This window comes from Roseateles oligotrophus, assembly GCF_025717515.1.
In the GTDB taxonomy this organism is placed as follows: domain Bacteria; phylum Pseudomonadota; class Gammaproteobacteria; order Burkholderiales; family Burkholderiaceae_C; genus Paucibacter_A; species Paucibacter_A oligotrophus.
Genome location: NZ_JAJIRN010000011.1, coordinates 172,408 through 194,881, shown reverse-complemented (window position 1 = coordinate 194,881; position 22,474 = coordinate 172,408). Strand labels below are relative to the sequence as shown.

Genomic DNA, 22,474 nt, shown 5'->3' with positions numbered 1-22,474 from the left:
GTGGCAACTTTGCTGGGCATGCGGGGCAGCGCGTACTAAGCTCTTGGGCATGAAAAATTTGCCCCATTCCGAAGCGCCCCACTACCTGATCATCACGGTCGGCACGACCGGCGACATTCACCCGATGATGAGTCTGGCCAAAGGCTTGCAAGCGCTTGGGCGACAGGTCACTTTCATCACGCACAGCTTCCACACCCCGCTGCTGCGCCAGGCCGGCATTCCCTGCATGGGCCTGGGCTCGGACGATGAATACCTGCGCATGCTGAGCAACCCCGATATCTGGGATGCCAAAAAGTCCTTCGGCGCGCTCTTGGCCAGCGGCTACCGCGAGGGGCTGGCGCAGTTGTTGGAACTGCTCCGCTCACTGCCTCAGCAAACGCCCAAGCTCGTGATCAGCCATCCCTTTATGGTGCCGGGCGCGGCCATGGCCCGCGAGCTAGGTCTCGTCGATTCGGTCGTGGCGGCCTATCTCGCGCCGTCCAATCTGAAGACTTGCTTTGACCCCCTGACCATAGGCCCGACCTCGGTGCCGACTTGGGTGCCGATGGCTTGGCGCCGCGCACTTTGGCGCTATGTGGAGAAGGGCTGGATTGACCCGGTGGCGCTCGCGCAGGTCAATGGGCTCCGCCAGCCGCTGGGGCTGGCGCCGGTGCGCTCCTTTCTGGGCCATATCGCCGCAGCGCCCGATTTGTCGCTGACGCTGTTTCCGTCCTGGTTTGCGCCGCGGCAGCCGGATTGGCCGCAAGCGCTGATCGAAGGGGATTTCCAGCTCTTCGAGGCCGGCCCGGCAGACAAGCTCGGTGACGAGCTATCGGCCTGGCTTGATGCCGGTGAGCGGCCGCTGGTATTCACGCCCGGCACCGGCAATCTGCATGCCGAAAAATTCTTCGCCTGCGCGCTGTCGGCCACCCAAAAACTGGGCGCGCGCGCCATCTTTTTGAGCAAGGAGCGGGCGCAAATTCCGGCGCATCTGCCCGAATCGGTGCTGTGGCAAGCCTATGTGCCGCTGGCCACCTTGTTGCCGCGCGCTCGCGCGCTGATCCATCATGGCGGCATTGGCACCACGGCCGAGGCGCTGCGCTGCGGCACGCCACAATTGCTGACCCCCTTCGCCTGGGACCAATTCGACAATGCCGCCCGTGTGGCCGCGCTGGGCGTCGGCCGGGGCATACCGGCCAATCGCCTGACGGCGGGCAAGCTGCTGCGCGCTCTTGCTGCGCTGGCCGGCTCTGCCACGGTGCCAATATGCTGCGCGCAAGTGGCGGCGCGCTTCGACCGCCGCCCGGATGCCGGCGCGCTGTGCCGCCAAGTCGAACAGCGCCTCTTGAGCATCCAGCCAGAACAATCTGCCGCTTCCACCGCAACCTTTGCATGCAAATGAGCGACTCCGGAAAAAACTCCGACAGCGCCAACAACACGCTCAGCGTGCCCGAACGCCTGCTGCTGGCGGCCAAGCAGTTCTTCCTGTCCGACGAATACCACCAGGTCAGCACCCGCCGCATTGCCGAGGCGGCGCAGGTCAATACCGCAATGATCCGTTACTACTTCGGCAACAAGGAGGGGCTGTACGAAGAGATGATTCGGGCCGCGCTGACCCCGATACTCGACGCACTCGACAGCGACGCCTTGACCACCCGCCAGGGCTATATCGACTACCTGCGCACCTACTACCGCACCATGTCGGCCACGCCGGAGTTGCCCAAGCTGATGTTCAAGGTGGTGGCGCTCAGCCAGGGGCCAGGCCGGCGCTTCGTGCAGCAACTGCTGGAGCGCGGGCAAAAGCGCGGGGCGCGGCGGCTGGACGAAATGCAGCAAAGCGGTCAGCTGCAAGCCGGGCTTGACCCGGACCTGCTGCGCCTGGCCTTCACCAGCCTGGCCATGATGCCCATGCTCTTGAAAGAAAACTTCGAGGCGCAGATGGAGCGACCCATGGACGAAGCCTTTCTGGATCGCCTGGCCGACTTCAATGGCCAGATGTTTGCGCAGGCCTTGGCCTCGGCGGCCGCGCAAGGGCGCGAGGAGCAAGCGCCATGAAGGCCTGGTTGTTTCGGCGGGCGATGGCCAGCGAGCGCAAACGCGCGGGCCTGGCAGTGCAGCGTCGCCAGCTGTCGTTCGGCTCCCTGGCCTATCTGGACAGCGGCGCGGCGGCGGAGTCCGGCAAGCGGCGCGAAGTGCTGCTCTTGCTGCATGGTGCTTGCGCGGACCACAGCAGTTGGCTGCGCTTTGCCCGCGCCTTGGGCCCGCAGCGGCGCTTGTTGGTGCCCGATCTGCCGGGCCATGGCGAGAGTGTTTCGTCACTGGACATAGCGGACATGGCGGACATGGATCTGGGCATTGCCGCGCAGGCCGAGCGCTTGATCGAATGGCTGGGCACCCTGGGCGTCAGCCGCTTGCATCTGGTGGGCAACTCGATGGGCGGCGCGCTGGCGCTGCGCCTGGCACAGCAGCGGCCGCAATGGGTCCAATCGCTGATCCTGATCGACGCCGCCGGCGCCGAGAGCCGCCCCAGCGAGCTGCGTGCCCATGTCGAGCGAGGCCACAAGCATCCGATGATCGAGGTCGACAGCCTGGCCGACTACCGCGCCATGCTGGACTGGGGCATGGCCAAAAAGCCCTGGCTGCCCCGTTTCATCATGCAAATATTGCTGGACCAGAAACGCCAGCGCCGCAGCATCGAACGCCGAATCCTGGCGGACCTGGCCCGCGATCAGGATCAGCGCGCCGGCCTCGCCGGCATCCGCGCCCCGACGCTGATTCTGTGGGGCGGGCTGGACCGGGTGCTGCATGTCGCCGACGCTGACTTGCTGGCTGCGGCCATCCCGGGCAGCCGCAAGCATGTCTTTGCCGAGCTCGGCCATGTGCCCATGGTTGAGGCCCCCGACTTGGTCGCCGCCCATTGCCGTGAGTTCCTGCGAGAGCTCTCGAGCTGAGCGATGGACAGCCCAGGCGATGCAGAGCGCGACCCTGTGAAACAATATCGCCATGAAAATTTCCGCCCCCTGCATCGTCTCCCTGCGCTGGAGACTCGAAGACGCCCAAGGTCAATTGATTGACGAGTTGGAGGATCCGCTGGAGTTCTTCTACGGCGGTGACGACTTGTTCGCCAAGGTCGAAGAAGAACTGGCCGGCCAGGAAGCGGGCTTTGAGGCCAGCATTGCGCTGGAACCCGAGCACGCATTTGGCGACTATGACTCCGCCCTGGTCTGCTTCGAAGCGCGCGAATTGTTCCCCGACGGCGTCGAAGCCGGCATGCAGATCGAAGGTCTGCCCGAGGGTGCCGTCACCGAAGGCATGCCGCAGGCCATCTACACCGTCACCGATGTCTACCCCGAGCATGTGGTGCTGGACGGCAACCACCCGCTGGCCGGCGTGGGCCTGCGCATGCATTTGAAGGTACTCGACGTGCGCGAGGCCAGCGAGGAAGAGATCGAAGCCGGCAGCCTCGGCGAGGCGGTGTTTCAGGTGGGCCATGGAGCGCCGCCTGACGCGCAGTTGCATTGACCGCCGCTTGAAGACCGCATGACTGAGCCGAAAACCTTCTCGGTCTCGAGCGTCTATCAGCAGCTTGAGCAGGCGCTGCGCGAGCGCGAGGTTATTCTTGAAACCGCCGGTGTTGGCATTGTTTTTGTCAAGCAGCGGCGCATTTTTAGATGTAACCAGCGTTACGCCGAAATCTTCGGCCAGGCCAGTGCCTTGGCCATGCAGGGTTTCAGCAGCATCGAGCTTTATCCGGACGAGCCAGCGTTCAAGCAATTGGGCGCCGAGGCCTACCCGGTGCTGGCCAGCGGTCAGCGGTTCAAAACCGAGCGGCTGATGAAGCGTCGCGATGGCGAGTTGTTCTGGTGCAGCCTGACCGGGCGCTTGATCAACCCGGCAAATGCGGCCGAAGGCTCAATCTGGATCGTTGACGACATCAGCGAGCAAAAAATTGCCGAGGCCGAATTATTGTCCGTGACCTCGGGCCAACGTTTGATCCTTGACCATGCGATGGTCGGCATCGTGTTCCTGCGCGAGCGTCAAGTGACGCAGTGCAACCGCAGTTTCGAGGAACTGCTGGGCTACGCACCGGGCGAACTGGACGGCAGCAGCTCGCGCCAATGGTATTTGAGCGATGAGGCCTGGGAGTCCGCCGGGCTGCAATGTTATGCGCCGTTCAAGGCCGGCAAGGCCTTCCAGGGTGAGCTCTTGCTGCGCAAGAAGGATGGCTCGCCGATTTTTTGCGAGGTGCGCTCCAAGGCGATTGATCAGAACAATCTGGCGCTTGGCTCGATCTGGATCACGATGGACATCAGCGCGCGCAAGAACGCCGAAGCCGCGCTGGTGCAGGCCAAGCAGCAGCTTGAACAAATGGTCGAGCAGCGCACCCAGCAGCTCAAGACCTCGGTGCAGGCACTTGAACAAAAAGTGAAGGAGCAGCAGGCTTCAGAGGCGCGAATTCAACAACTCGCCCACTTTGACGCGCTGACCGGCCTGCCCAACCGGGTATTGCTGAATGACCGCAGCAACCAGGCAATCGACATCGCCAAGCGCAATGGCGACACCTTGGCCCTGCTCTTCCTCGATCTGGATCATTTCAAGAACGTCAATGATTCGCTCGGCCACCGCTTTGGTGACGAGTTACTCAAGGAGCTCGCGCGTCGGCTCAAATCAGCCGTGAGGGAGCAAGACACGGTCTCGCGCCTGGGCGGCGACGAGTTCATCCTGGTACTTCCCGGCACCAATGCCGACGGTGCCGCGCATGTCGCCAACAAGGTAATGGAGTTGGCCGCGCAGTCGTTTCAAATCGAGCAACACGAGATCACGGTGACACCATCGGTGGGCGTAGCGCTGTACCCGTTTGATGGCCTGGACTTCGACGCGCTGTGTCGATGCGCCGACATTGCCATGTACCGGGCCAAGCAGGATGGGCGCAACACCTACCGTTTTTTCACCGCCGAGATGCAGGCCGAGTCGGATCGCACCTTGCTGCTGGAGAACGCCTTGCGGCGGGCGCTGGAGCGCGATCAACTGACGCTGCACTACCAACCGCAGATTTGCATGAGCAGTGGCCGCGTGATCGGCGCCGAGGCTCTGCTGCGTTGGTGGCACCCCGACTTGGGCTGTGTCAGCCCGGCCGAGTTCATTCCAGTCGCCGAAGCCAGCGGCTTGATTTTGCAGATTGGCGAATGGGTGATGCGCACGGCTTGCCGGCAACTCAAGGCCTGGATGCTTGACGGTATTGGCGGCATGGGCGAAATCACCATGGCGGTCAATCTGTCCTCGGTGCAGTTCCGCCATGCGGATCTGCCGGCCCTGGTCAGCCGGATTCTGGAGGAAAGCCAATTGGCGCCGGCACTGCTCGAACTGGAGTTGACCGAAGGCGTTGCGATGAATGACCCGCATGGCGCCATCGCGGTGATGAACGATCTGCATGACCGCGGCATCCGGATGTCGATCGATGACTTCGGCACCGGCTACTCGTCGCTCAGTTATTTGAAAAAGTTCCGCGTCTACAAGCTCAAGATCGACCAGCAATTCGTGCGCGACCTCAGCGATGACCCGGAGGACCGGGCCATCGTCAGCGCCATCATCAGCATGGCCAAGAGCCTAGGGCTGCAGACGATTGCCGAGGGTGTGGAGTCACAGGGGCAATTGGATTTTCTGCGTGAACAGGGGTGCAATGAGGTACAGGGTTACTTCTTCGCCAAACCGATGCCGGCCGAAGGCTTCAGCCGTTTTGTGCTGGAGCGGGACGAGCCGACGAAACAATTCATGCAGAGCATTTGACTCCCGGTCCTCGCGCCAGCAGGTTCAAAGCGAGGGGTAGTCAGACCATGGCAAGCTGCGGGCCAGAGCGATCTGGCCCGCAACAGACTCAGTTCCCGCAGCCGGTCGCGGCGAGGCGATCGTAGGCGGCCTTGGCCTGGACCAGGCCAAAACCGAACTCAGGATCTTTGCCAGGACGGCCAAGCTCCATCGCGCTGGCATTCAGCACTTGGCGGATCTGCTTGGCGCTGCACTTGGGGAAATGGCTCCACACCAGCGCCGCAACGCCGGACACATGGGGTGTGGCCATCGAGGTGCCGTTGAAGTAGGCATAGAGCGCCGGATCAGGTACCACGCCCACTGTGGCGCTTTGGCCGAGCATCCCCTTCAGCGTGGCACCGATGGCGGAGCTGGTGCCGATCGACGGAATGCTCGTCGCTGCACCACCCAAAGTGCCGAACAGCATGCCGCGCCCAAGGCTGTTGTAGACGACGGCGGCCACGCCACCACTGTTCTGGCAACGCAGGACTTTTTCTGCAAAGCTGACGACGCCGCGCTCGATCAGACAGACCTTGCCTGCGGCACCAGCGTCATCGGCTGTGCCGACACCGAAGTTGTAGAGCGCCGCCGTCGCGGTGAGCCTCGGTGAGCCGGTCATCCCCGCCGCGGCATAAGGCGTGCCGGCCACAGACAGTTGGCCCATCGACTCGATATTGGGCGGAATCGTCGACAGCGTCGCAACCCCCGGCGCGGCGATTTCGACGTCGTTATTGACCTGCGAGAAGCCGGCCCGCACCATGTTCGCGTCAAGCGCCGCGACGGACATCACCTCTTCGTAACCGGCCGGGTAAGACGTGGTGGTGTCGCCCGCATTGCCGGCGGCGGCAATGGTCAGCACACCCTCGTTCAGCAAGCTGCGGAACACCCGGCGCTCGGCCTGTGTGGGGTCGCCGCCGCCGAGGGACATGCTGATGATGTTGGCGCCTGCATCGGCGCAGCGTGAAACGGCCTCCATCACCGTCGACGACGTGGCCGATCCGGTCGCATCAAAGACCTTGGCAATGTGCAGCTTGAGGTGGCCGCCCGGATTGACGCCGACCACGCCGCCGCCATTGCCGCCAATCGCGGCGATCGTGCCCGCGACATGGCTGCCATGCGAATTCTCGTCGGAGTCCCATGTGCCGGACACAGGCTCGGTCAGGTTGATACCCGTCACATTGGCGTTGTTGCCGGCCAGATCTGGGTGAGTTCGGTCGAAGCCCGAATCGACAATGCAGAGCTTGCGGTTGCCGGTGTAGGCGTCATGAACCTTATTGGCCTGCACCATCGGGATGCCATAAGGCAGCACTTCACCCGGCAAGCTTCCCGTATCGACGGCGGCCGCAAGCGGCTGGGCCGTCGCATCCATGGTGCGGGTTTGAACCCCAAGCAAGTGGCGCTCTGCATCCGCTTCGACGAAATCGACATTCGTGCTGGCCTGCAGCTCAGCCAGGCGAGCCGCCGGCATACGCACGGCGAAGGCGCTGGCCCGGCCGAGTTCGCGCACGATCTTGCCTCCCGCGTTCTCGACTTCGCGGCGCACCGCAGCAGCCATGCCGGCCTTGTAGGCCACGATCACCGCTTGCGAGCCTTCGGCGACGCTTGTCTTCGCCGCGGCAGGGGCCGCGGAAGCCGACGCCGACAGGGCCATCACCGCGAGTGCTAGCGCGCTGTGAAGAAGGGAATGCTTGTTCATGTTCATGACTTGTCTCCTGGAAAGACTATTGGAGATCCGACTGTAGCCAGCGATCAATAGCCGCTCTATAGGCGCAATCCCATCCCCTCATTCAAGGGGAGTAGTTCCCCCAGGCCGAGTCGATCTGAACGGCTTGGCCCGTTACCGCTCGCAGGGCGTCATGCTGCTTTTCGAGGCATCTGAGCGGTCGGTTTTTGCCGTACTGCAGCCGCGAGCGTGATGGCCTTTTTCAACAGAACCTGCCCGGAGCTAACTTCCGCTACCCAAAATTTTCAGGTGCGCATGTAAGGAAAGAGGGAGGACAGACATCTGACCCAAGGCCACTAAACGCACCCGGCCCCATTTTTACCTTTTAGCTTACGGCGCAATGCCTTGCTGCCGATGATCCATTGCGTTTCAACCACTTAGGAGAATACTGATGACTCAGCTAAAGCGCATCTTGATTGAGCGTGACATTCCGGGAGTCGGCGGCATGTCGATCATCGAACTGTGTGGCGCCGCGCGGGCGTCGAACTAGGCTATCGCGAAGATCGGCACGGCGATCCAGTGGTTGCACAGCTATGTCGCAGGCGACCGCACCTGCTGCATCTACCTCGCAGACAGCGAGGCAACTATCCACCAGCACGCGGAACTCAGCGGGATACCGGTGGCGAAGATCACTGCAGTCTCGCAAATTATTGACCCGCCGACGGCGAACAGCTGACCGTCGGTCCGCCCCGTTGGAGCGCCGACAGCCCTCGGGCGGTCAATCGGCGATCGGCAGAATTCCCGCAAACGGGCCAATCTGCGGTTGCCGCACGCACTGGCCGGCCACAGCGGCCCGCACCAGCCACACAGACTCGGCAAAAGCCAATGATTCTTCGGTAGACAGGAACTGGTGGGCTTGCATCCCGCACTCTTCAGCGCAGAGCCTTGTTCTCGAAATGTGTGCCGCTCAAGCCCTTGGTACCGACGGCGGCTTGAAGGACTGCGCCTGGGCGCTCGATGCCAGACCGCCGCGCCCGCTGCTCTTTAAGGCTGGGGATCGGCGCTGCGCTCGACGGGGCCCTCAGCGGGGCGAGGCTTCAAGGCCCTGAGCGGCTGTTGCACTTTCCACTGACCCGGAGGCGCCAGCAAGTCCGGTATGGGCGCCTGCTCCAAGGTCTTGCGGGTCAGCAGCATGGCCGGTGACTCCAGGCTGCGCGCAAAGACGCTTTTTTCCAGAGCTCGCACAGCCAGATCGAGAGCCAGCCTCGCATGGCGCAGCGGCTGGTCCGTGGCCGCTGCGGCGATGCTACCGTCGCGTATGTAATGCAGCACTTCGTGCGAGACGCCGAGCGCCAGAATGGTCGGCCTCGGCCCTTGCCGACGCTCGAACAAGCGGACGGCAAAGGCCGCTGCTGCCGCATTTCCAATGATGAAATCCGGCACGCCAAAGCGCTCGATGTAGTCGCGCACAAGGGTGGCCTGCATCCGTGCGTCCGGAGGGCCATAGCCGCCAAATCTCAGGCTGAAACGGCCGGCCAACAGCTCTCGCAGCCGCGCTTCGGCATCGTTGACATTGGCGGCGTCTGCCGGCCCGGGAAACCAGGCTACTACCGGCAGACCTTCATGCCCCTGCTTAGCGGTAGTCATGCTGGAAACCAATAGATCAGCTAGGTTGGCGAAATTCACCGTGGCATTGGCCGTAGTCGAAGCGCTCAGTGAGTTGATCATCTCGACCACCGGCTGAGCCTGCTTATTGGCCCGCTTGATCTCCTCGTTCAGCCCTTCGGCATTGACCGCAGCAACGATGAAGGCCTGGCTGCCCAGGGCCTCACAGTTGCGCCATTGCTGGCGCTGCTGATCGAGATCGGCATAGCTATTCGCGAAGTAGATGCCCAGCTCAACACCCAACAGCCGGGCTTGTTCCGATAGCGCCCAAGAGACTCCCCACCAGTAGTTGTCTCGCGCACTTGGCAGCAAGGCACAGATACGCCAAGCGGTCCTTGCGCTTGTCAGCAAACGATAGTCTTGCAGCTTGCCTTCAACCAGAATCTGCGTGTCGCTAGTCGCCAAAACCTGCACCGGCACCGGCATGTGAACCCTGCTGGGGGCCGTAGCCGCCATACCTAAATCCGCGAGTGCCGCGAACACGAGGCCCACGCAGACCGGCAGGTGTTGCCACCGCAGGGAAGCCAGGACTGCAGGTCTAGTCATTGCCCCTCGCAATCCAGGTCCACGTGGTCGTTCTCAAAAGGATGAGCTTGAATATCGCACGACTTCGCTTGGATGACTCCATAAACGATTAAATCACTTCTGGCGTGTAAAGCAGACAATCAGCCTACCCGAAACCAGCCGTTCACGAGCGCCGACTGATGGCTAGGAACGTGAATACGTCGAGGCAAGGTGAATACCCGCTCCAGGAACATTGCCATCACCCAAAACTCAGCTTGATTCCGCAAAAAACTGCGGGTGCTCAAACCTTGCCGGTTGAGCCGAAACCGGCTTCACCCCGATGCGAGGCGTCGGCAAAATCGTCAACGATGCGGAACGCCGCCTGCACCACCGGCACCAACACCAGCTGCGCGATGCGTTCCATCGGCGCAATCACAAAAGCCGTCTGGCCCCGGTTCCAGCAACTGACCATCAACTGGCCTTGGTAATCGGAGTCGATCAGGCCGACCAGATTGCCCAGCACGATGCCGTGCTTATGGCCCAGGCCCGAGCGCGGCAGGATGATGGCGGCCAGGCCGGGGTCGCCAATATGAATGGCCAGGCCGGTCGGGATCAGCATGGTTTGGCCGGGCTCCAGCGTGATGGCCGCGTCCAGGCAGGCGCGTAAATCAAGGCCGGCACTGCCCGGCGTCGCATAGGCGGGGAGTTGCTCGGCCATCCGGGCATCGAGCACTTTCAAATCAACGGTGGTCATCTTTGCTTCTTCTTTTCGAATCGCTCGGCGATCTCGCGAACCAGTTCGCGCGCCAAACTGAGTTTGTCGTTATGAGGGATTTCGCGCTCGCCTCCAGCATCGATCAGCAGCAGCGCATTGTGGTCAAGGCCAAAGGTGGCCGGGCCGATATTGCCGACGATCAGCGGCACGCCCTTGCGCACCAACTTGGCACGGCCATGTTTGAGCAGATCCTCGCTTTCGGCCGCAAAGCCGACGCAAAAAGGCTTGTCGGCCAGCTTGGCCACGGCGGCAAGAATGTCCGGGTTCTCGGTCATCGCCAAGCTCGGCGGGGCCCCACTGCCGTCCTTCTTGATCTTGTGTGGCTGCGCGCTGGCGGGCCGCCAATCGGCGACCGCCGCGGTGGCGACAAAAATCTCATGCTGCGCCGCCAAGGGCAGCACCTCGTCAAACATCTGCTGCGCGCTTTGCACATCAATGCGCTTGACGCCGCGCGGCGTGGCCAGATGCACCGGGCCGGCCACCAGCGTGACCGCCGCGCCGGCGTCCCGCGCCGCGCGAGCGAGCGCAAAACCCATCTTGCCGCTGGAGTGATTCGTTATCCCGCGGACCGGGTCGATAGGCTCGAAGGTCGGGCCGGCGGTGATCAAGACACGCCGACCGGCCAATAATTTGGGCTGGAAGAAAGCGATCACCTCGTCCAGCAACTCGGCCGCCTCCAGCATGCGGCCATCGCCCACCTCGCCGCAGGCCTGCTCGCCGCTGCCGGGTCCGAACACGAAGGCGCCGTCGAGCCTAAGCTGAGCCACATTGCGCTGCGTCGCCGGATGCGCCCACATCTCGCGGTTCATCGCCGGCGCCACCGCCAAGGGACAGCGCTCGATGGGCCGCGCCAGCGCCGTCAGGCTGAGCAAATCATCGGCCCGGCCCTGCACAAGCTTGGCGATGAGGTCCGCGCTGGCCGGCGCCACCAGCATCAGATCGGCCTCGCGGCTCAGATTGATATGGGCCATATTGTTGGGCTCGCGGGCATCCCATTGACTGCTCGCCACCGGCCGATTGGACAGCGCCTGCATAGTCACCGCGGTGATGAACTGTTCGGCGGCCTCGCTCATCACGACTTGCACGCTGGCGCCGGCCTTGATGAGCAAGCGCGTCAATTCGGCCGTCTTGTAGCAGGCGATGCCGCCGGACAGACCCAGCAAGACATGCTTGCCGGCGAGTGGTTGAGTTTGTGTTTCAGGCATGGCCGGCACTCTAGCAGGCAATGCCACAAAGATCAGTCACATTGCGGTCGGTCAATCGAGCCCGTGCCGTCTCGCCTAGATTGAGTTCAGTCGGGAAAGAAGCCTTCTTCCTGCCCTGAAGCATGGAGTCCCCCTCATGAAGCATGGTCTATCGATGCCCAGCGTTGTTCGATTTGCTTTATTGGCTTTGCTCATTCCACTGGGCCTTGAAGCGGCTATGGCAGCCGAAACTGCCCGCGCAGCGGCCGCTAGCGCGAATACCGAGGCGGCTCCGGCGCCTAGAGTCAAGACCATTGCCGAGCCTTCCCGCAATGTCTATATGAGCGGCAGCAGCGTGCATCCAGGCAGCCCCGTGGAGGGCGACTTTCTTGCGCTCGGCGGCCGGATCGTGCTTGACCAGGAGATCAAGGGTGATGTGATGGCAATGGGCGGCTCGATCGACGTGCGTGCGCCGGTGGGTGACGACGTGCGCTTGCTGGCCGGCGATGTCCGCATCGAAACCAGCATCGGCGGTGAGTTGAACGTCAGTGCCGGCAATATTCAGCTGACGAAGGCGGCCCATGTGCGGCAGCTCGCAAAGTTAAACGGCGGCAAGGTGTTGATTGAGGGCCGAATCGATGGCCCGCTGCGGGTGAATGCACAAGAAATCATCCTGAACGCCGAGGTTAACGGCGATACGAGTTTGAACGCCAAAACAATCGAGCTGGGGCCGCTGGCCAAGTTGGCGGGCTCACTCGACTACTCGGCTCCGCAGGAATTGAGCCGCGCCGCCGGAGCCACGATTGCCGGCGCGGTGACGCGGGAGCAGGCTGGAGACGGGCAACGCAATGGGCGCGACCGCCGTCTCGACAAGCGTAGCGGGGATGCGGATTGGGAGCGCAACGGAGAACACAACTGGGAGCGCCATATGGATTGGCGCGGCCCGTCATGGATGGCTCATATCTTCGCCTTTCTGGCCTTGCTGGCCTGCGCAGCGGTCTTGCTGCTGGTCTTTCCCGGCTTCTCTTCGCGGGCCGCGGCGGCAGTCGGTGATTCGGCCGGCTTGGCATTGGCGATCGGGTTTGGCAGCTTGGTGGGCCTGCCGATATTGGCGCTGCTGCTCTGCATCACCATTCTTGGCATTCCCCTGGGACTGACCCTGCTTGCGCTCTACCCGGTCGTCTTGCTGACGGGTTACTTGGTCGGTGTGCTGTTCCTGGCATGGCGCGCCAAGCAACAGCTGTTTCCAGCGCTGAGTGACAGACCCGAGCAAGCCTTTGCGATGTCGATTGCCTTGTTTTCTGCGGCGCTGCTGCTGGTGATGCTGGTCAGCCATCTACCTTTTGTCGGTGGCTTGGCGCTGTTCATCATCACCGTGCTCGGTGCCGGCGCCTGCGTGCTTGAGCTCTATCGCAGCCGCCAAAGCGGACCTCCAGCCCCCAAGCAAGAGTCGGGTAGAGAGCGCGAATACAGCGACATCGCGCATTCGACCGGCTGAATCAGCAAGAAAGCATGCCGTCATTCAACGCTCGGCTAGATATGCGAAATCTTTTCTTTTCTCGCAACTTTTTATAGGAGTAGTCGGTCATGAACATCGCCATTCGCAAACATGTTTTCCCGCTCGCCGTTGCGGCAATTGCCGTCGGTTTCTTCATCGGCAGCCCCTCGGCTCAGGCAGCGGACAAGGCCGAAGCCGAGAGCTTGGTCGCCAAGTCGGCGGCCACGATCAAAGCCTTGGCCAATGACCCAGACTTCGCGTCAATGAAGTCCGAGCTGGCCAAGGCACATGCGGTATTGATCTTCCCGCAGGTGTTGAAGGCCGGCTTCTTTCTGGGCGGAGCCGGCGGCAATGGCGTTTTAATGGCGCGCGATGGCAATACCGGCGCATGGGTGGGACCGGCGTTTTACACCATGGGAGCCGCCAGCCTAGGCTTGCAAGCCGGCGCCTCATCGGCCGAAATGGTGATGCTGGTAAATTCACAAAAGGCGCTGGACTCGCTCTATACCAACAAGGTCAAGCTGGGTGCCGACGTGACTGCCGCTCTGGGTTCCAAAGCAGTGGGAAAGAACCTCTCGCTGAACGCCGACTTTGTTGTCTATTCGAAGGCCAAAGGGGCGTTTGCCGGCATCGCCGTTGATGGCGCGGTGCTCGATGTGCGCCGGACCATCAACGCCGCCTACTACGAGCAAGCAGCAACGCCGATCGACATCCTGGTCAAGCGCATCGCCAGCAATGCCGATGCGAACGGCTTGCAGGCCGCACTGCAGGACGCGGCGAAGTAGTCCCCGCTCTTTTTTGCGCATGCGTGGCCGACGCCATCAACAGCTCGACTCAAGGACTGGGCCTACCCGCGACGATTGACCCGGACGGAGCCGACTGCGGTACGGGTTCTGATGTCGCTGACGGTGTTGCTGACGGTGTTGCTGACGGCTTGGCTGGTGCTTTGGCTTGAGCTTCGTGAGGGCAAGACGGTCGCAATGCGGCCGTCAACTCAAGCAGCTCTGTTTCTCCCAGGGTTTCCTTTTCGAGCAAGAGTCTGGCGCCGCGCTCCAGCAGTTGGCGCTGCTGGGTCAGCAATTGCGTGGCCCGTTCAAACCCTGCCATCACCAGGCCTCGCACCGCCGCGTCGATGCGGCCCTGCGTCTCGGGTGCGAGTTTGGCGCTGCCGGCCAGCCATTCGGGCGGCGGCAGGCCCGGTGTGGTCGGGCGCGGCAACTCGTAGGCCACATAACCCAAGCCTTCGTCCATGCCGTAGCGCGTGACCATATCGCGGGCGATGTCGGTAGCGCGTGCCAGATCATCGGCGGCGCCGGTGCTGAGCTCATTGAACTGCAGCTTTTCGGCCGCCCGGCCGGCCAGCAACACGCTGATCTTGTGTTCCAACTCGAGTCGCGTCATCAGGTAGCGATCTTCGGTCGGGCGCTGAATGGTGTAGCCCAACGCGCCAATGCCGCGCGGAATGATGGACACCTTGTGCACGCTATCCATGCCGGGCAGCGCCAATGCGACCAGCGCATGACCCATCTCGTGGAATGCCACCGCCTCTCGCTCCTGGGGATTGAGCAGCCGGTTCTTCTTCTCGAGCCCCGCCACGATGCGCTCGACCGCCGCCGTGAAGTCGGCCAACTCCACCTGCGCCGCCTGCCGCCGGGTTGCCAGCAAGGCCGCCTCGTTGACGAGATTGGCCAAGTCTGCACCGCTGAATCCGGGCGTTAATGCTGCCACTTGTTCGAGCGCCAAGGCCGGCGCCAGCTTGATCTTGCGCACATGCACCCGAAGAATCTGCAGGCGGCCGACCCGGTCGGGCTTGTCGATCAGCACCTGCCGATCGAAGCGCCCGGCGCGCAGCAGCGCCGGATCGAGAATCTCCGGCCGGTTGGTGGCCGACAGAATGATGAGCCCGACCGAGGGATCAAAGCCGTCCATCTCAACCAGCAACTGGTTCAAGGTCTGCTCCTTCTCGTCATGCCCACCGAGCCCGGGGAAAGCACCACGCGCCCGGCCCAGCGCGTCCAGTTCATCAATGAAGATGATGGCCGGCGCCCGCGCCCGCGCCTGCTCGAATAGATCGCGCACACGCGCAGCACCCACGCCGACAAACATCTCGACGAATTCGCTGCCCGAGATTGAAAAGAACGCCACCTTGGCCTCGCCGGCTACTGCCCGCGCCAGCAGGGTCTTGCCGGTGCCTGGCGGGCCGACAAGCAACACGCCCTTGGGGATGTGCGCACCGAGCCGACCATAGTCTTGCGGATGCTTGAGGAAGTCGACGATCTCTTCCAACTCATGCTTGGCTTCGTCGACGCCGGCCACGTCGGCAAAACTCACGCCGGTGGCGGTTTCAACATAGACCTTGGCGCGGCTCTTGCCGATCGACATAAAACCGCCAAGGCCGCCCATGCCCCCCGCGCCGCCGGACTGTTCGGCCAGGCGCCGGGTGACGAAATACCAGATGCCGAAGAACACCAGCGTGGGCGCCACCCAAGACAGCAAGTCGCGCCAGAACGTGTTCTCGACCACCCGCTTGTAGGGCACTTTATAGCGCTCCAGGCGCGCCGCCAAATCGGGTTCGACCCGGATCGCCACCAAGCTCGTCTTGTTGCCTTCGGGCGACTTCAGGCGACCACTGATGCCGTGGTCGGACACGGTGACCTCATCGATTCGACCGTCGGCCAATGCCCGCTCAAACTCGCTGTAAGGCACAGACTCAAACTGGCCGGTACTGCGCCAGAGTTCCTGCAACAAGGTCAATGCCAGCAGCGCCAACAGCCAATAGCCCAGATTCCAGCGCCGTTTGTCATTTTCCATGCCGTCGCCCCAGACCCGCCCTGCGACAAAGGAAGCAGCCGGCTCACACCAAGATGAATCAAATCAAGCCTTGATTGCCCGTCAAGCCTTGCTGGCAATTTAGCCAACAGTGGAGAGGCCGCTTTGAGCGCGCGCAATCAAAGACCGACCGAACCAGAAAATTGCCTTTGCGCCACTGCAAGCTCGCGACATCCACTCCTGTCAAACCGGTAATGCCCACCACCCCTCTACCCCCGTAAACAAGGGGGTTCTGCGCCGATCAATTGACGGTTCGCAACGACAAGGGCATGGGCCTACCGACACTGAATTGCAATTCCTCGAAAGCACGCATTGATTGCAACTTGCTTTGTGCGGGCTCAAACGAATCACCCTTAACCGACGAAGGAGAGCGCGATGAAGCAAGCAAGTTCTTTGAAATCCCTCTGGTTGCCCCGCTTGCTGCTTGTTGCAAGCCTTGCATTCAGCCTCCCGGCCTTGGCCGCCGATCCATGGGTCGGTGTGCCATCGGCCGCTAACGGTCAAAAAGTGCAGCTCAAGGCCGGTTCATTGCAAGCATGGCAACCAGTCACTTTGCTGATTTCCGACCCTCAGGGGCGGCAATCACAGCAGACTGCGGTGGCCAATGCAAAGGGTGATCTGACGCTCGATGTCCAACTTGCCGCTGCCGGTGCGCATAAGTTGGAACTGCTGGACGCGAACGGCAAGCGCATTGGCGGCGGCACTTGTCTGGTGTCCCGATAAGCAGGAGTTGATGATGAAACTTTATCGAACACCGCACCGCTTCATATTCATATTCATATTCATACTTTTGCAGCAGCTCGCGAGTGGAGTTGCATGGTCCGCCGACAGCATTGCCCCCAAGCAAAAACTCTTGTTCGTCACACTTCAAGGCGGCGGCGCGCAGATCGCCAGCATTGACGCCGATGGCAGCCATGAACTAGTACTGACCACCGGGCCGGGCGAAAACACGCAGGCCGCGTGGTCACCCGATGGACAACGCATCGTCTTCACCTCAAGCCGGGGCGGGGCGGCACCGCAAATCTATTTGATGAATGCCGATGGATCGCAGCAGACCCGTTTGACCGAACATGCCTTGCCTAACGATTCAGCCACATGGTCTCCCGATGGTCAGCGTATAGCCTTTCGCTCTTACCGCGATCGCAAAGCGGCGCTGTACAGCATGGCCGTTGATGGCACACAGTTGCGCCAACTCACCACGGCCGAAAGCGACAAGGGCAACATCCATTGGTCCCCCGACGGGCGGCAGATCGCCTATGAGGTCTACGGCGACAAAGGTAGTGTCGAGTTTCATGTGATGAAGGCCGACGGCGCGGACGACCGCGACGTTTCAAGCGCTCTCAACAAATACAAGAAGACCCAACTGAGTTGGTCTCCGGACAGCAGCAAGCTGATGTTCGTATCAATAGATGCCTATCACGAGACGCATATTCATGTTGTCAGCCCGGATGGCAGTCGGGCGGTTCAGATCACCCAGTTGCCGTTTATCAATACGCAGCCGGTGTGGTCTCCGGATGGCAGGCGCATCGCCTTTGTATCGAACCGCACTGGGGGCAGCATCGGCCGTTCCGCAGGTGACATCTTTTTGATGAACGCCGATGGCAGCGGCGTGGTCAATCTGACGCGCCACCCCGCCAACGACGACGAACCGAAATGGTCGGTGGATGGGCGAACCTTGTTCTTTCTGAGCATGCGCAATGGCCCTCCTCAACTGCACGCAATTGACCTGGAGGGTGGGCCGGCTAGGCGCCTGACGACTCATACCGGGCAGGACCTGATGTACGACGTGGCGCCGGTCGAATCTGTGCCCGGCAAGTCCCGACTGGCGGCGGTGAACCAGCCACATCAAGCTTCCATCTCGAACTGACACCTTTGGAGATCATGATGAAAAATGACATTTCCCCATCTTGGACCATGCCTTCGAATACCCACCGGTCGCTTGGTCAAGCACCGAGCGAAGGCGGCAGATCCAGCGCCCCGCGCATCGCAATACTGTCGATGGCTTTGGCCTGTGGCGCCGCAACGGCTGGATCGGTCACTTACACTTTAGATAGCCAGTTCGATTTGGGTGTCCTGCAGAACGTCAATCACAACGCGCCCAACAACAACCAGTTGCAGCTAAATGTGATTGGCGGCGGATTCCCGATTCTGTGGGTTGCCAATGCCGGCGAACGCACCTTGTCCAAGTTCGACACCACTCAGCAAGCAGCATCACCGGGCCGTGAAGTCGCCCGCTACTACACATGGTTCAGCAATGAGGCGCCGACCAATTACGCGTGGTCGGGGCCGGCCCCCTCACGAACCGCCGTGGATATAGACGGCAATGCCTACATCCTGAATCGACATTTCGATGGTCGATCGGCTGTATTGATCAAAATACTGGCCAACGGCTTCATCGACAGAAATGGCAACGGGGTGGTCGACTCTTCGTTTGATGCCAACAACGACGGAGTGATCCAGGCCGCAGAGATGAAAGGCATGCTGGACACCAATAACAACGGCGTGATTGACTGTCCGGCCAGTGCACCCTTTACTGCTTGTGAAATTCAGGATGAACGGATTGCCTGGGCCAAGCGGGTGCCTGATGGCGTCGCCGCTCCACTACGTTCGGGTCAATTGGGCAGGTCTTTGTGCATGGGGACCGATGGGAATCTCTGGGTTGGCTTGTACTCAGACGGAACCTATTACAAAGTCAGCGGAGTAGATGGTCACACCATTTCCGGCCCCATCAGCGTGCCCAATGTATCGCCGTACGGTTGCCTGATCGACAAGGACGGCACCTTGTGGAGTGCCAGTTTGGGTAGTTATATGGGCAAAGTCACCAATACCCAGAGCAACAGCGGGCCTTACCTAGCGAGTTCGTTCTACCACGGTGCATACGGCAGCAACTATGGCATCGCTTTGGGCAAAGACGCGGGTGATGGGCATACGCTGGTCTATCTTGGCGGCACCGGCTACAGCTACCTGCGTTTTGATTCGAACACCAATTCATTCAGTGTGCCGGCCGCAATGTTTACGTCTAGCCTGGGGGTCAATGTTGACGGCAGCGGCAATATATTGGTCAGCAAATCGAGTGGTGGCATCAGCAAATTCAGCCCGACTGGCGCGCTAATCTATGACAGACCGGCGCAAGCGGGCACCGCCAGCGACAGCCGGGGCATCATGCCCGATGCCAACAACGACATCTGGCAGATCCATTTGGGCGCCAGCAAAATCTCGAAGTTCAAGGGAGAGACCGAAGGCGCGGTGCTCGGAGGAACCGCGCTGGGCACCTTGCCTACCGGCAATTCCCCGTACACCTACTCAGACGCCAGCGGCTTTGCGTCGGCGAATATCACGGTCCAAACCGGCACTTGGAATGTTACTCAAGATGGGGGCGCGAGCGGCACGCTCTGGGGTACCGTGGGCTGGAATGCCGTCGTGCCGGCAGGTGCAAGCGTGACGGTCAAGGTGCGAATTGCCGATACTCAGGCCGCGCTACAAGGGCAGTCATTTTTTGATGTCAGCAACGGCACGCCATTCAACACAAACGGCAGATACATCGAAACCCAAGTGCGCCTGACAGCCAGTCCGCAGGGTCTGACACCGATCGTTCAAGACGTCACGATTGCGAGCGCCGACGTGGCGAACAAATGTGACGTCAACGGCGACGGCAGTATCGATAGCATGGACATCAACGCCATCATGGCCGGCCGTGGTCAGACGGTGCCTCCCGGCAACGCCGCGCTGGACATTGATGGCAACGGCGTCATCAACGTCAACGACGCCCGTGCCTGCACCCTGAAATGCAGTAAACCAAAATGCGCGCCTTGATTCCAGTCCATTCAATTGCTAAGAGGTAGAACATCATGAGACTCACAAAATTGTCAATTCTGGCCGCCCTGTCCGGCTCGCTGAGCATGCTTGCGGCACCGGCATCCGCCGCAGCCATGCTGTTTTCGGGCGGTGGCGCATTTACTGCGGGCCAAAACGTCAGTGTGGATGTATTCGTCAGCAATTTGGGCCCCCAAATCGTTTCGGCCTATGACCTGGATGTCAAATACGACGGCGCAATGCTGAGCTTCTTTGATGTCTTTTTTGACGTGAACCTTGGCTTGCCAAGCGAAGTGATTGAAGTTGAAGATGGTGCAGTTTCCGGCTTGCTCGACTTCGCGGCGGTGTCCTTGTTGACCGACAGCGAACTCGACAATCTGCAGGGTGATTCGGTTCGCTTGGCAACTGTGCAGTTCACCGCGCTCACCGATGGCAACACCGACTCGCTGGAGTTCGTCAACTGGGGTCCATTCAATGACGTCAAGGGCCGCAACAACGAAATCATCATCGGCCAGGTTCCGGAGCCTGCCAGTTTCGGGCTGGTGGCGCTGGCCTTGTTTGGCTTGACGCTGACCAGCAAGAGTCGCGCCAAATAGAAGCTCAAGCGATGCGGTCTTTCGGCCGCATCGCATCTGCTCAAAATACCGGTTAGCGCCTGCGGAATACCACGTCCCAGACGCCATGGCCGAGCTTGATGCCTCGATTCTCGAACTTGGTCAGCGGACGGTAGGCCGGCGTCTGGGCAAAAGCTTCGGCCGTGTTCTCGAGCAGCGGCTCGGCCCCCAAAACTTCCAGCATTTGCTGCGCATAAGGTTCCCAGTCCGTGGCGCAGTGCAGATAGCCACCCGGGCGGATGTGCTTGACCAACTGCGCAACAAACGGCGCCTGGATCAGGCGGCGCTTGTTGTGGCGCACCTTGTGCCAGGGGTCGGGAAAGAAGATGTGCACGCCATCAAGCGAGTCGGGCGCGATCATCTGCTCCAGCACATCGACCGCGTCATGCTGGAAGATGCGGATATTGTTCAAGCCCCGCTCATCGATGTGCTTGAGCAGCGCGCCGACGCCGGGCGCATGGACCTCGCAACCGATGAAGTCGGTATCAGCGAGCGTCTGCGCAATCTTGGCGGTGGCGTCACCCATGCCGAAACCGATCTCGAACACCACAGGCGCCTTGCGGCCAAACACCTCGGCCGGATTCAGCCGCTCGGCCTTGAAGGGCAACACAAACTTCGGACCCAACTCGGCCAGCGCCTTGACCTGGCCCGAGCCCATGCGCCCGGCGCGCACGACAAAACTCTTGATCGGGCGCCGCTGTACAGGGTCTTGCTCCTGCTCTTGCTTGTGTTCTGGAGAGGGATCGGGTGTGGTGTCAGACATGCGGATTTGAAGCGAAATAGGGCCGGGCTTGAAAGCCTCGGCAGGGCCGGAAGTCTAGCCGACTCGGGCAAGAATTGCTGATTTGGCCGACCAGGCCGAGCCGGCTTCGCTCAAGTGGCAGACCTGTTGCAGCTGCGCCACCACGCGCTGTGCCGCCGCTGCATCCGCCGCATGCACAAAGGCCAAAGGCTCGCCGGCGCGAACCTCATCGCCCAAAGCACGCATCGCGCTCAGGCCAACGCGGAAGTCGATGCTGTCGCTGGCCTTGCGGCGCCCGCCCCCCAGCTCGACGATGGCAATGCCGATGTCGCGGGTCTGCATCGCCGTCAAACGTCCGCTTTGCAGCGCCGGTGCCGGCACGATGACGGGCGCAGCGGCCAGATAGGCGTTCGGGCGCTCCAGCAGATCGACCGGGCCACCCAGGCCGGCCACCATGCGGGCAAAACGCTCGGCGGCGGCGCCGCTATCGAGCGCCTGCTGCAATTTGGCCAGCGCCTCGGCCTGACTTTGCGCCAAGCCGCCCAGCAACAGCATCTCGGCACCCAGGGCCAGCGTCACCTCGTGCAAACGCGCATCGCGCGCGCCCTCGCCCTTCAGATAGCGAATCGCTTCCTGCATCTCCAAGGCATTGCCGACCTCGCGGCCCAAGACCTGATTCATATCGGTGATCAAGGCGCGCGTCGGCAAGCCCGCGCCATTCGCCACCTCGACGATGCTGGCCGCCAATTGCTGCGCCATCTCGGGCGTGTCGGCAAAGGCACCGTTGCCGCATTTGACGTCCATCGCCAAGCCTTGCAGGCCGGCGGCGAGCTTTTTGGACAGGATGCTGGCAGTGATCAGGGGCACGCTTTCGACCGTCGCCGTGACATCACGGGTGGCGTAAAAACGCCCATCGGCCGGCGCCAGATCGCCGGTCTGGCCGATCACCGCGCAGCCGACCTCGCGCACGACCCGGTTCAACAACTCGGGGCTCGGCGTGCAGCTATAGCCGGGGATGGCGTCAAACTTGTCGCGCGTGCCGCCGGTATGGCCGAGGCCCCGCCCGGAGATCATCGGCACATAGCCGCCGCAGGCCGCCACCAGCGGCGCCAGCATCAGTGAAACCTTGTCACCGACGCCGCCGCTGGAGTGTTTATCCAAGACCGGGCCCGGCATATCGGGCCAGCTCATCACGCGGCCGGAGCGCATCATCGCCTGGGTCAGCGCCACGCATTCGGCTCTATCCATGCCGCGCAAGAAGACCGCCATGCCCAAGGCTGCGACCTGCCCTTCGCTCCAACTGCCGTCGACCAGGCCGCGCACAAAATGCTGGATCTGGGCGTCGGAAAGCGCCCCGCCGTCGCGCTTGGCGCGGATGACTTCTTGCGCAAGCATGGTCAGCC

At 61.8% G+C, this 22,474-nt stretch carries 19 protein-coding genes; 12 read left to right on the top strand and 7 right to left on the bottom strand.

Features of this window, described 5'->3' with window-relative positions:
* The first annotated feature begins 49 nt into the window (after positions 1 to 49).
* From LNV07_RS22985 to LNV07_RS22965, 5 genes are read left to right on the top strand one after another with little or no spacing between them, the layout of a single operon-like run.
* Positions 50 to 1,381 (top strand): glycosyltransferase, encoded by a 1,332-nt coding sequence (locus LNV07_RS22985; protein ID WP_263573532.1) that lies wholly within the window; start codon positions 50 to 52, stop codon positions 1,379 to 1,381.
* Complete coding sequence (locus tag LNV07_RS22980; RefSeq protein ID WP_263573531.1) at positions 1,378 to 2,034, top strand: TetR/AcrR family transcriptional regulator; 657 nt, start codon at positions 1,378 to 1,380, stop codon at positions 2,032 to 2,034. The genes LNV07_RS22985 and LNV07_RS22980 overlap by 4 nt, the downstream gene beginning before the upstream one ends.
* Positions 2,031 to 2,930: an alpha/beta fold hydrolase gene (locus LNV07_RS22975; protein ID WP_263573530.1), complete on the top strand. Its 900-nt coding sequence runs from the start codon at positions 2,031 to 2,033 to the stop codon at positions 2,928 to 2,930. The genes LNV07_RS22980 and LNV07_RS22975 overlap by 4 nt, the downstream gene beginning before the upstream one ends.
* Before the next feature lie 52 nt (positions 2,931 to 2,982).
* Positions 2,983 to 3,501: an FKBP-type peptidyl-prolyl cis-trans isomerase gene (locus LNV07_RS22970; protein WP_263573529.1), complete on the top strand. Its 519-nt coding sequence runs from the start codon at positions 2,983 to 2,985 to the stop codon at positions 3,499 to 3,501.
* An 18-nt stretch (positions 3,502 to 3,519) separates the two neighbouring features.
* On the top strand, positions 3,520 to 5,766 hold the full coding sequence (locus tag LNV07_RS22965) for a sensor domain-containing protein (protein ID WP_263573528.1): 2,247 nt from the start codon (positions 3,520 to 3,522) through the stop codon (positions 5,764 to 5,766).
* Between the two features lie 88 nt (positions 5,767 to 5,854).
* Here LNV07_RS22965 and LNV07_RS22960 read toward each other — a convergent pair whose 3' ends face one another.
* Positions 5,855 to 7,486, bottom strand: a complete 1,632-nt coding sequence (locus LNV07_RS22960) for a S8 family serine peptidase (RefSeq protein WP_263573527.1) — start codon at positions 7,484 to 7,486, stop codon at positions 5,855 to 5,857.
* Positions 7,487 to 8,000: 514 nt separating this feature from the next.
* On the opposite strand from LNV07_RS22960, the gene LNV07_RS25595 reads away from it, so the two are divergent.
* Positions 8,001 to 8,183, top strand: a complete 183-nt coding sequence (locus LNV07_RS25595; protein ID WP_397545595.1) for a nickel-binding protein — start codon at positions 8,001 to 8,003, stop codon at positions 8,181 to 8,183.
* Between the two features lie 308 nt (positions 8,184 to 8,491).
* Here the strand turns inward: LNV07_RS25595 and torT are convergent, their stop codons facing one another.
* The 3 genes from torT to coaBC form a co-directional block, all read right to left on the bottom strand.
* Positions 8,492 to 9,568 (bottom strand): TMAO reductase system periplasmic protein TorT, encoded by a 1,077-nt coding sequence (gene torT, locus LNV07_RS22955; protein WP_263573526.1) that lies wholly within the window; start codon positions 9,566 to 9,568, stop codon positions 8,492 to 8,494.
* 349 nt (positions 9,569 to 9,917) lie between these two features.
* Positions 9,918 to 10,370 (bottom strand): dUTP diphosphatase, encoded by a 453-nt coding sequence (dut, locus tag LNV07_RS22950; RefSeq protein WP_263573525.1) that lies wholly within the window; start codon positions 10,368 to 10,370, stop codon positions 9,918 to 9,920.
* Positions 10,367 to 11,596, bottom strand: a complete 1,230-nt coding sequence (gene coaBC, locus LNV07_RS22945) for a bifunctional phosphopantothenoylcysteine decarboxylase/phosphopantothenate--cysteine ligase CoaBC (RefSeq protein ID WP_263573524.1) — start codon at positions 11,594 to 11,596, stop codon at positions 10,367 to 10,369. The genes dut and coaBC overlap by 4 nt, the downstream gene beginning before the upstream one ends.
* A 217-nt stretch (positions 11,597 to 11,813) precedes the next feature.
* Between coaBC and LNV07_RS22940 the strand changes: the two genes are divergently transcribed.
* Together LNV07_RS22940 and LNV07_RS22935 are read left to right on the top strand one after the other, a co-directional pair.
* The gene (locus LNV07_RS22940; protein WP_263573523.1) at positions 11,814 to 13,073 is read left to right on the top strand and encodes a bactofilin family protein; all 1,260 of its coding nucleotides are present in this window, start codon (positions 11,814 to 11,816) and stop codon (positions 13,071 to 13,073) included.
* A gap of 89 nt (positions 13,074 to 13,162) precedes the next feature.
* Positions 13,163 to 13,858, top strand: a complete 696-nt coding sequence (locus LNV07_RS22935) for a lipid-binding SYLF domain-containing protein (protein ID WP_263573522.1) — start codon at positions 13,163 to 13,165, stop codon at positions 13,856 to 13,858.
* A 49-nt stretch (positions 13,859 to 13,907) separates the two neighbouring features.
* Here the strand turns inward: LNV07_RS22935 and ftsH are convergent, their stop codons facing one another.
* On the bottom strand, positions 13,908 to 15,884 hold the full coding sequence (ftsH, locus tag LNV07_RS22930) for an ATP-dependent zinc metalloprotease FtsH (protein WP_263573521.1): 1,977 nt from the start codon (positions 15,882 to 15,884) through the stop codon (positions 13,908 to 13,910).
* Positions 15,885 to 16,277: 393 nt separating this feature from the next.
* On the opposite strand from ftsH, the gene LNV07_RS22925 reads away from it, so the two are divergent.
* From LNV07_RS22925 to LNV07_RS22910, 4 genes are read left to right on the top strand one after another with little or no spacing between them, the layout of a single operon-like run.
* Positions 16,278 to 16,625, top strand: coding sequence for a hypothetical protein (locus LNV07_RS22925; RefSeq protein WP_263573520.1), 348 nt, complete (start codon positions 16,278 to 16,280; stop codon positions 16,623 to 16,625).
* Positions 16,594 to 17,769 (top strand): hypothetical protein, encoded by a 1,176-nt coding sequence (locus LNV07_RS22920; RefSeq protein WP_263573519.1) that lies wholly within the window; start codon positions 16,594 to 16,596, stop codon positions 17,767 to 17,769. Before LNV07_RS22925 ends, LNV07_RS22920 begins: the two co-directional genes overlap by 32 nt.
* Before the next feature lie 17 nt (positions 17,770 to 17,786).
* Positions 17,787 to 19,715: a dockerin type I repeat-containing protein gene (locus LNV07_RS22915; protein ID WP_263573518.1), complete on the top strand. Its 1,929-nt coding sequence runs from the start codon at positions 17,787 to 17,789 to the stop codon at positions 19,713 to 19,715.
* Between the two features lie 35 nt (positions 19,716 to 19,750).
* A complete protein-coding gene (locus tag LNV07_RS22910) occupies positions 19,751 to 20,311 on the top strand; it encodes a cohesin domain-containing protein (RefSeq protein ID WP_263573517.1) in 561 nt (186 codons plus the stop codon).
* 52 nt (positions 20,312 to 20,363) lie between these two features.
* Here the strand turns inward: LNV07_RS22910 and trmB are convergent, their stop codons facing one another.
* Together trmB and deoA are read right to left on the bottom strand one after the other, a co-directional pair.
* The gene (trmB, locus tag LNV07_RS22905) at positions 20,364 to 21,092 is read right to left on the bottom strand and encodes a tRNA (guanosine(46)-N7)-methyltransferase TrmB (RefSeq protein WP_263573516.1); all 729 of its coding nucleotides are present in this window, start codon (positions 21,090 to 21,092) and stop codon (positions 20,364 to 20,366) included.
* Between the two features lie 54 nt (positions 21,093 to 21,146).
* The gene (gene deoA, locus LNV07_RS22900; RefSeq protein WP_263573515.1) at positions 21,147 to 22,466 is read right to left on the bottom strand and encodes a thymidine phosphorylase; all 1,320 of its coding nucleotides are present in this window, start codon (positions 22,464 to 22,466) and stop codon (positions 21,147 to 21,149) included.
* Between the last annotated feature and the right edge of the window lie 8 nt (positions 22,467 to 22,474).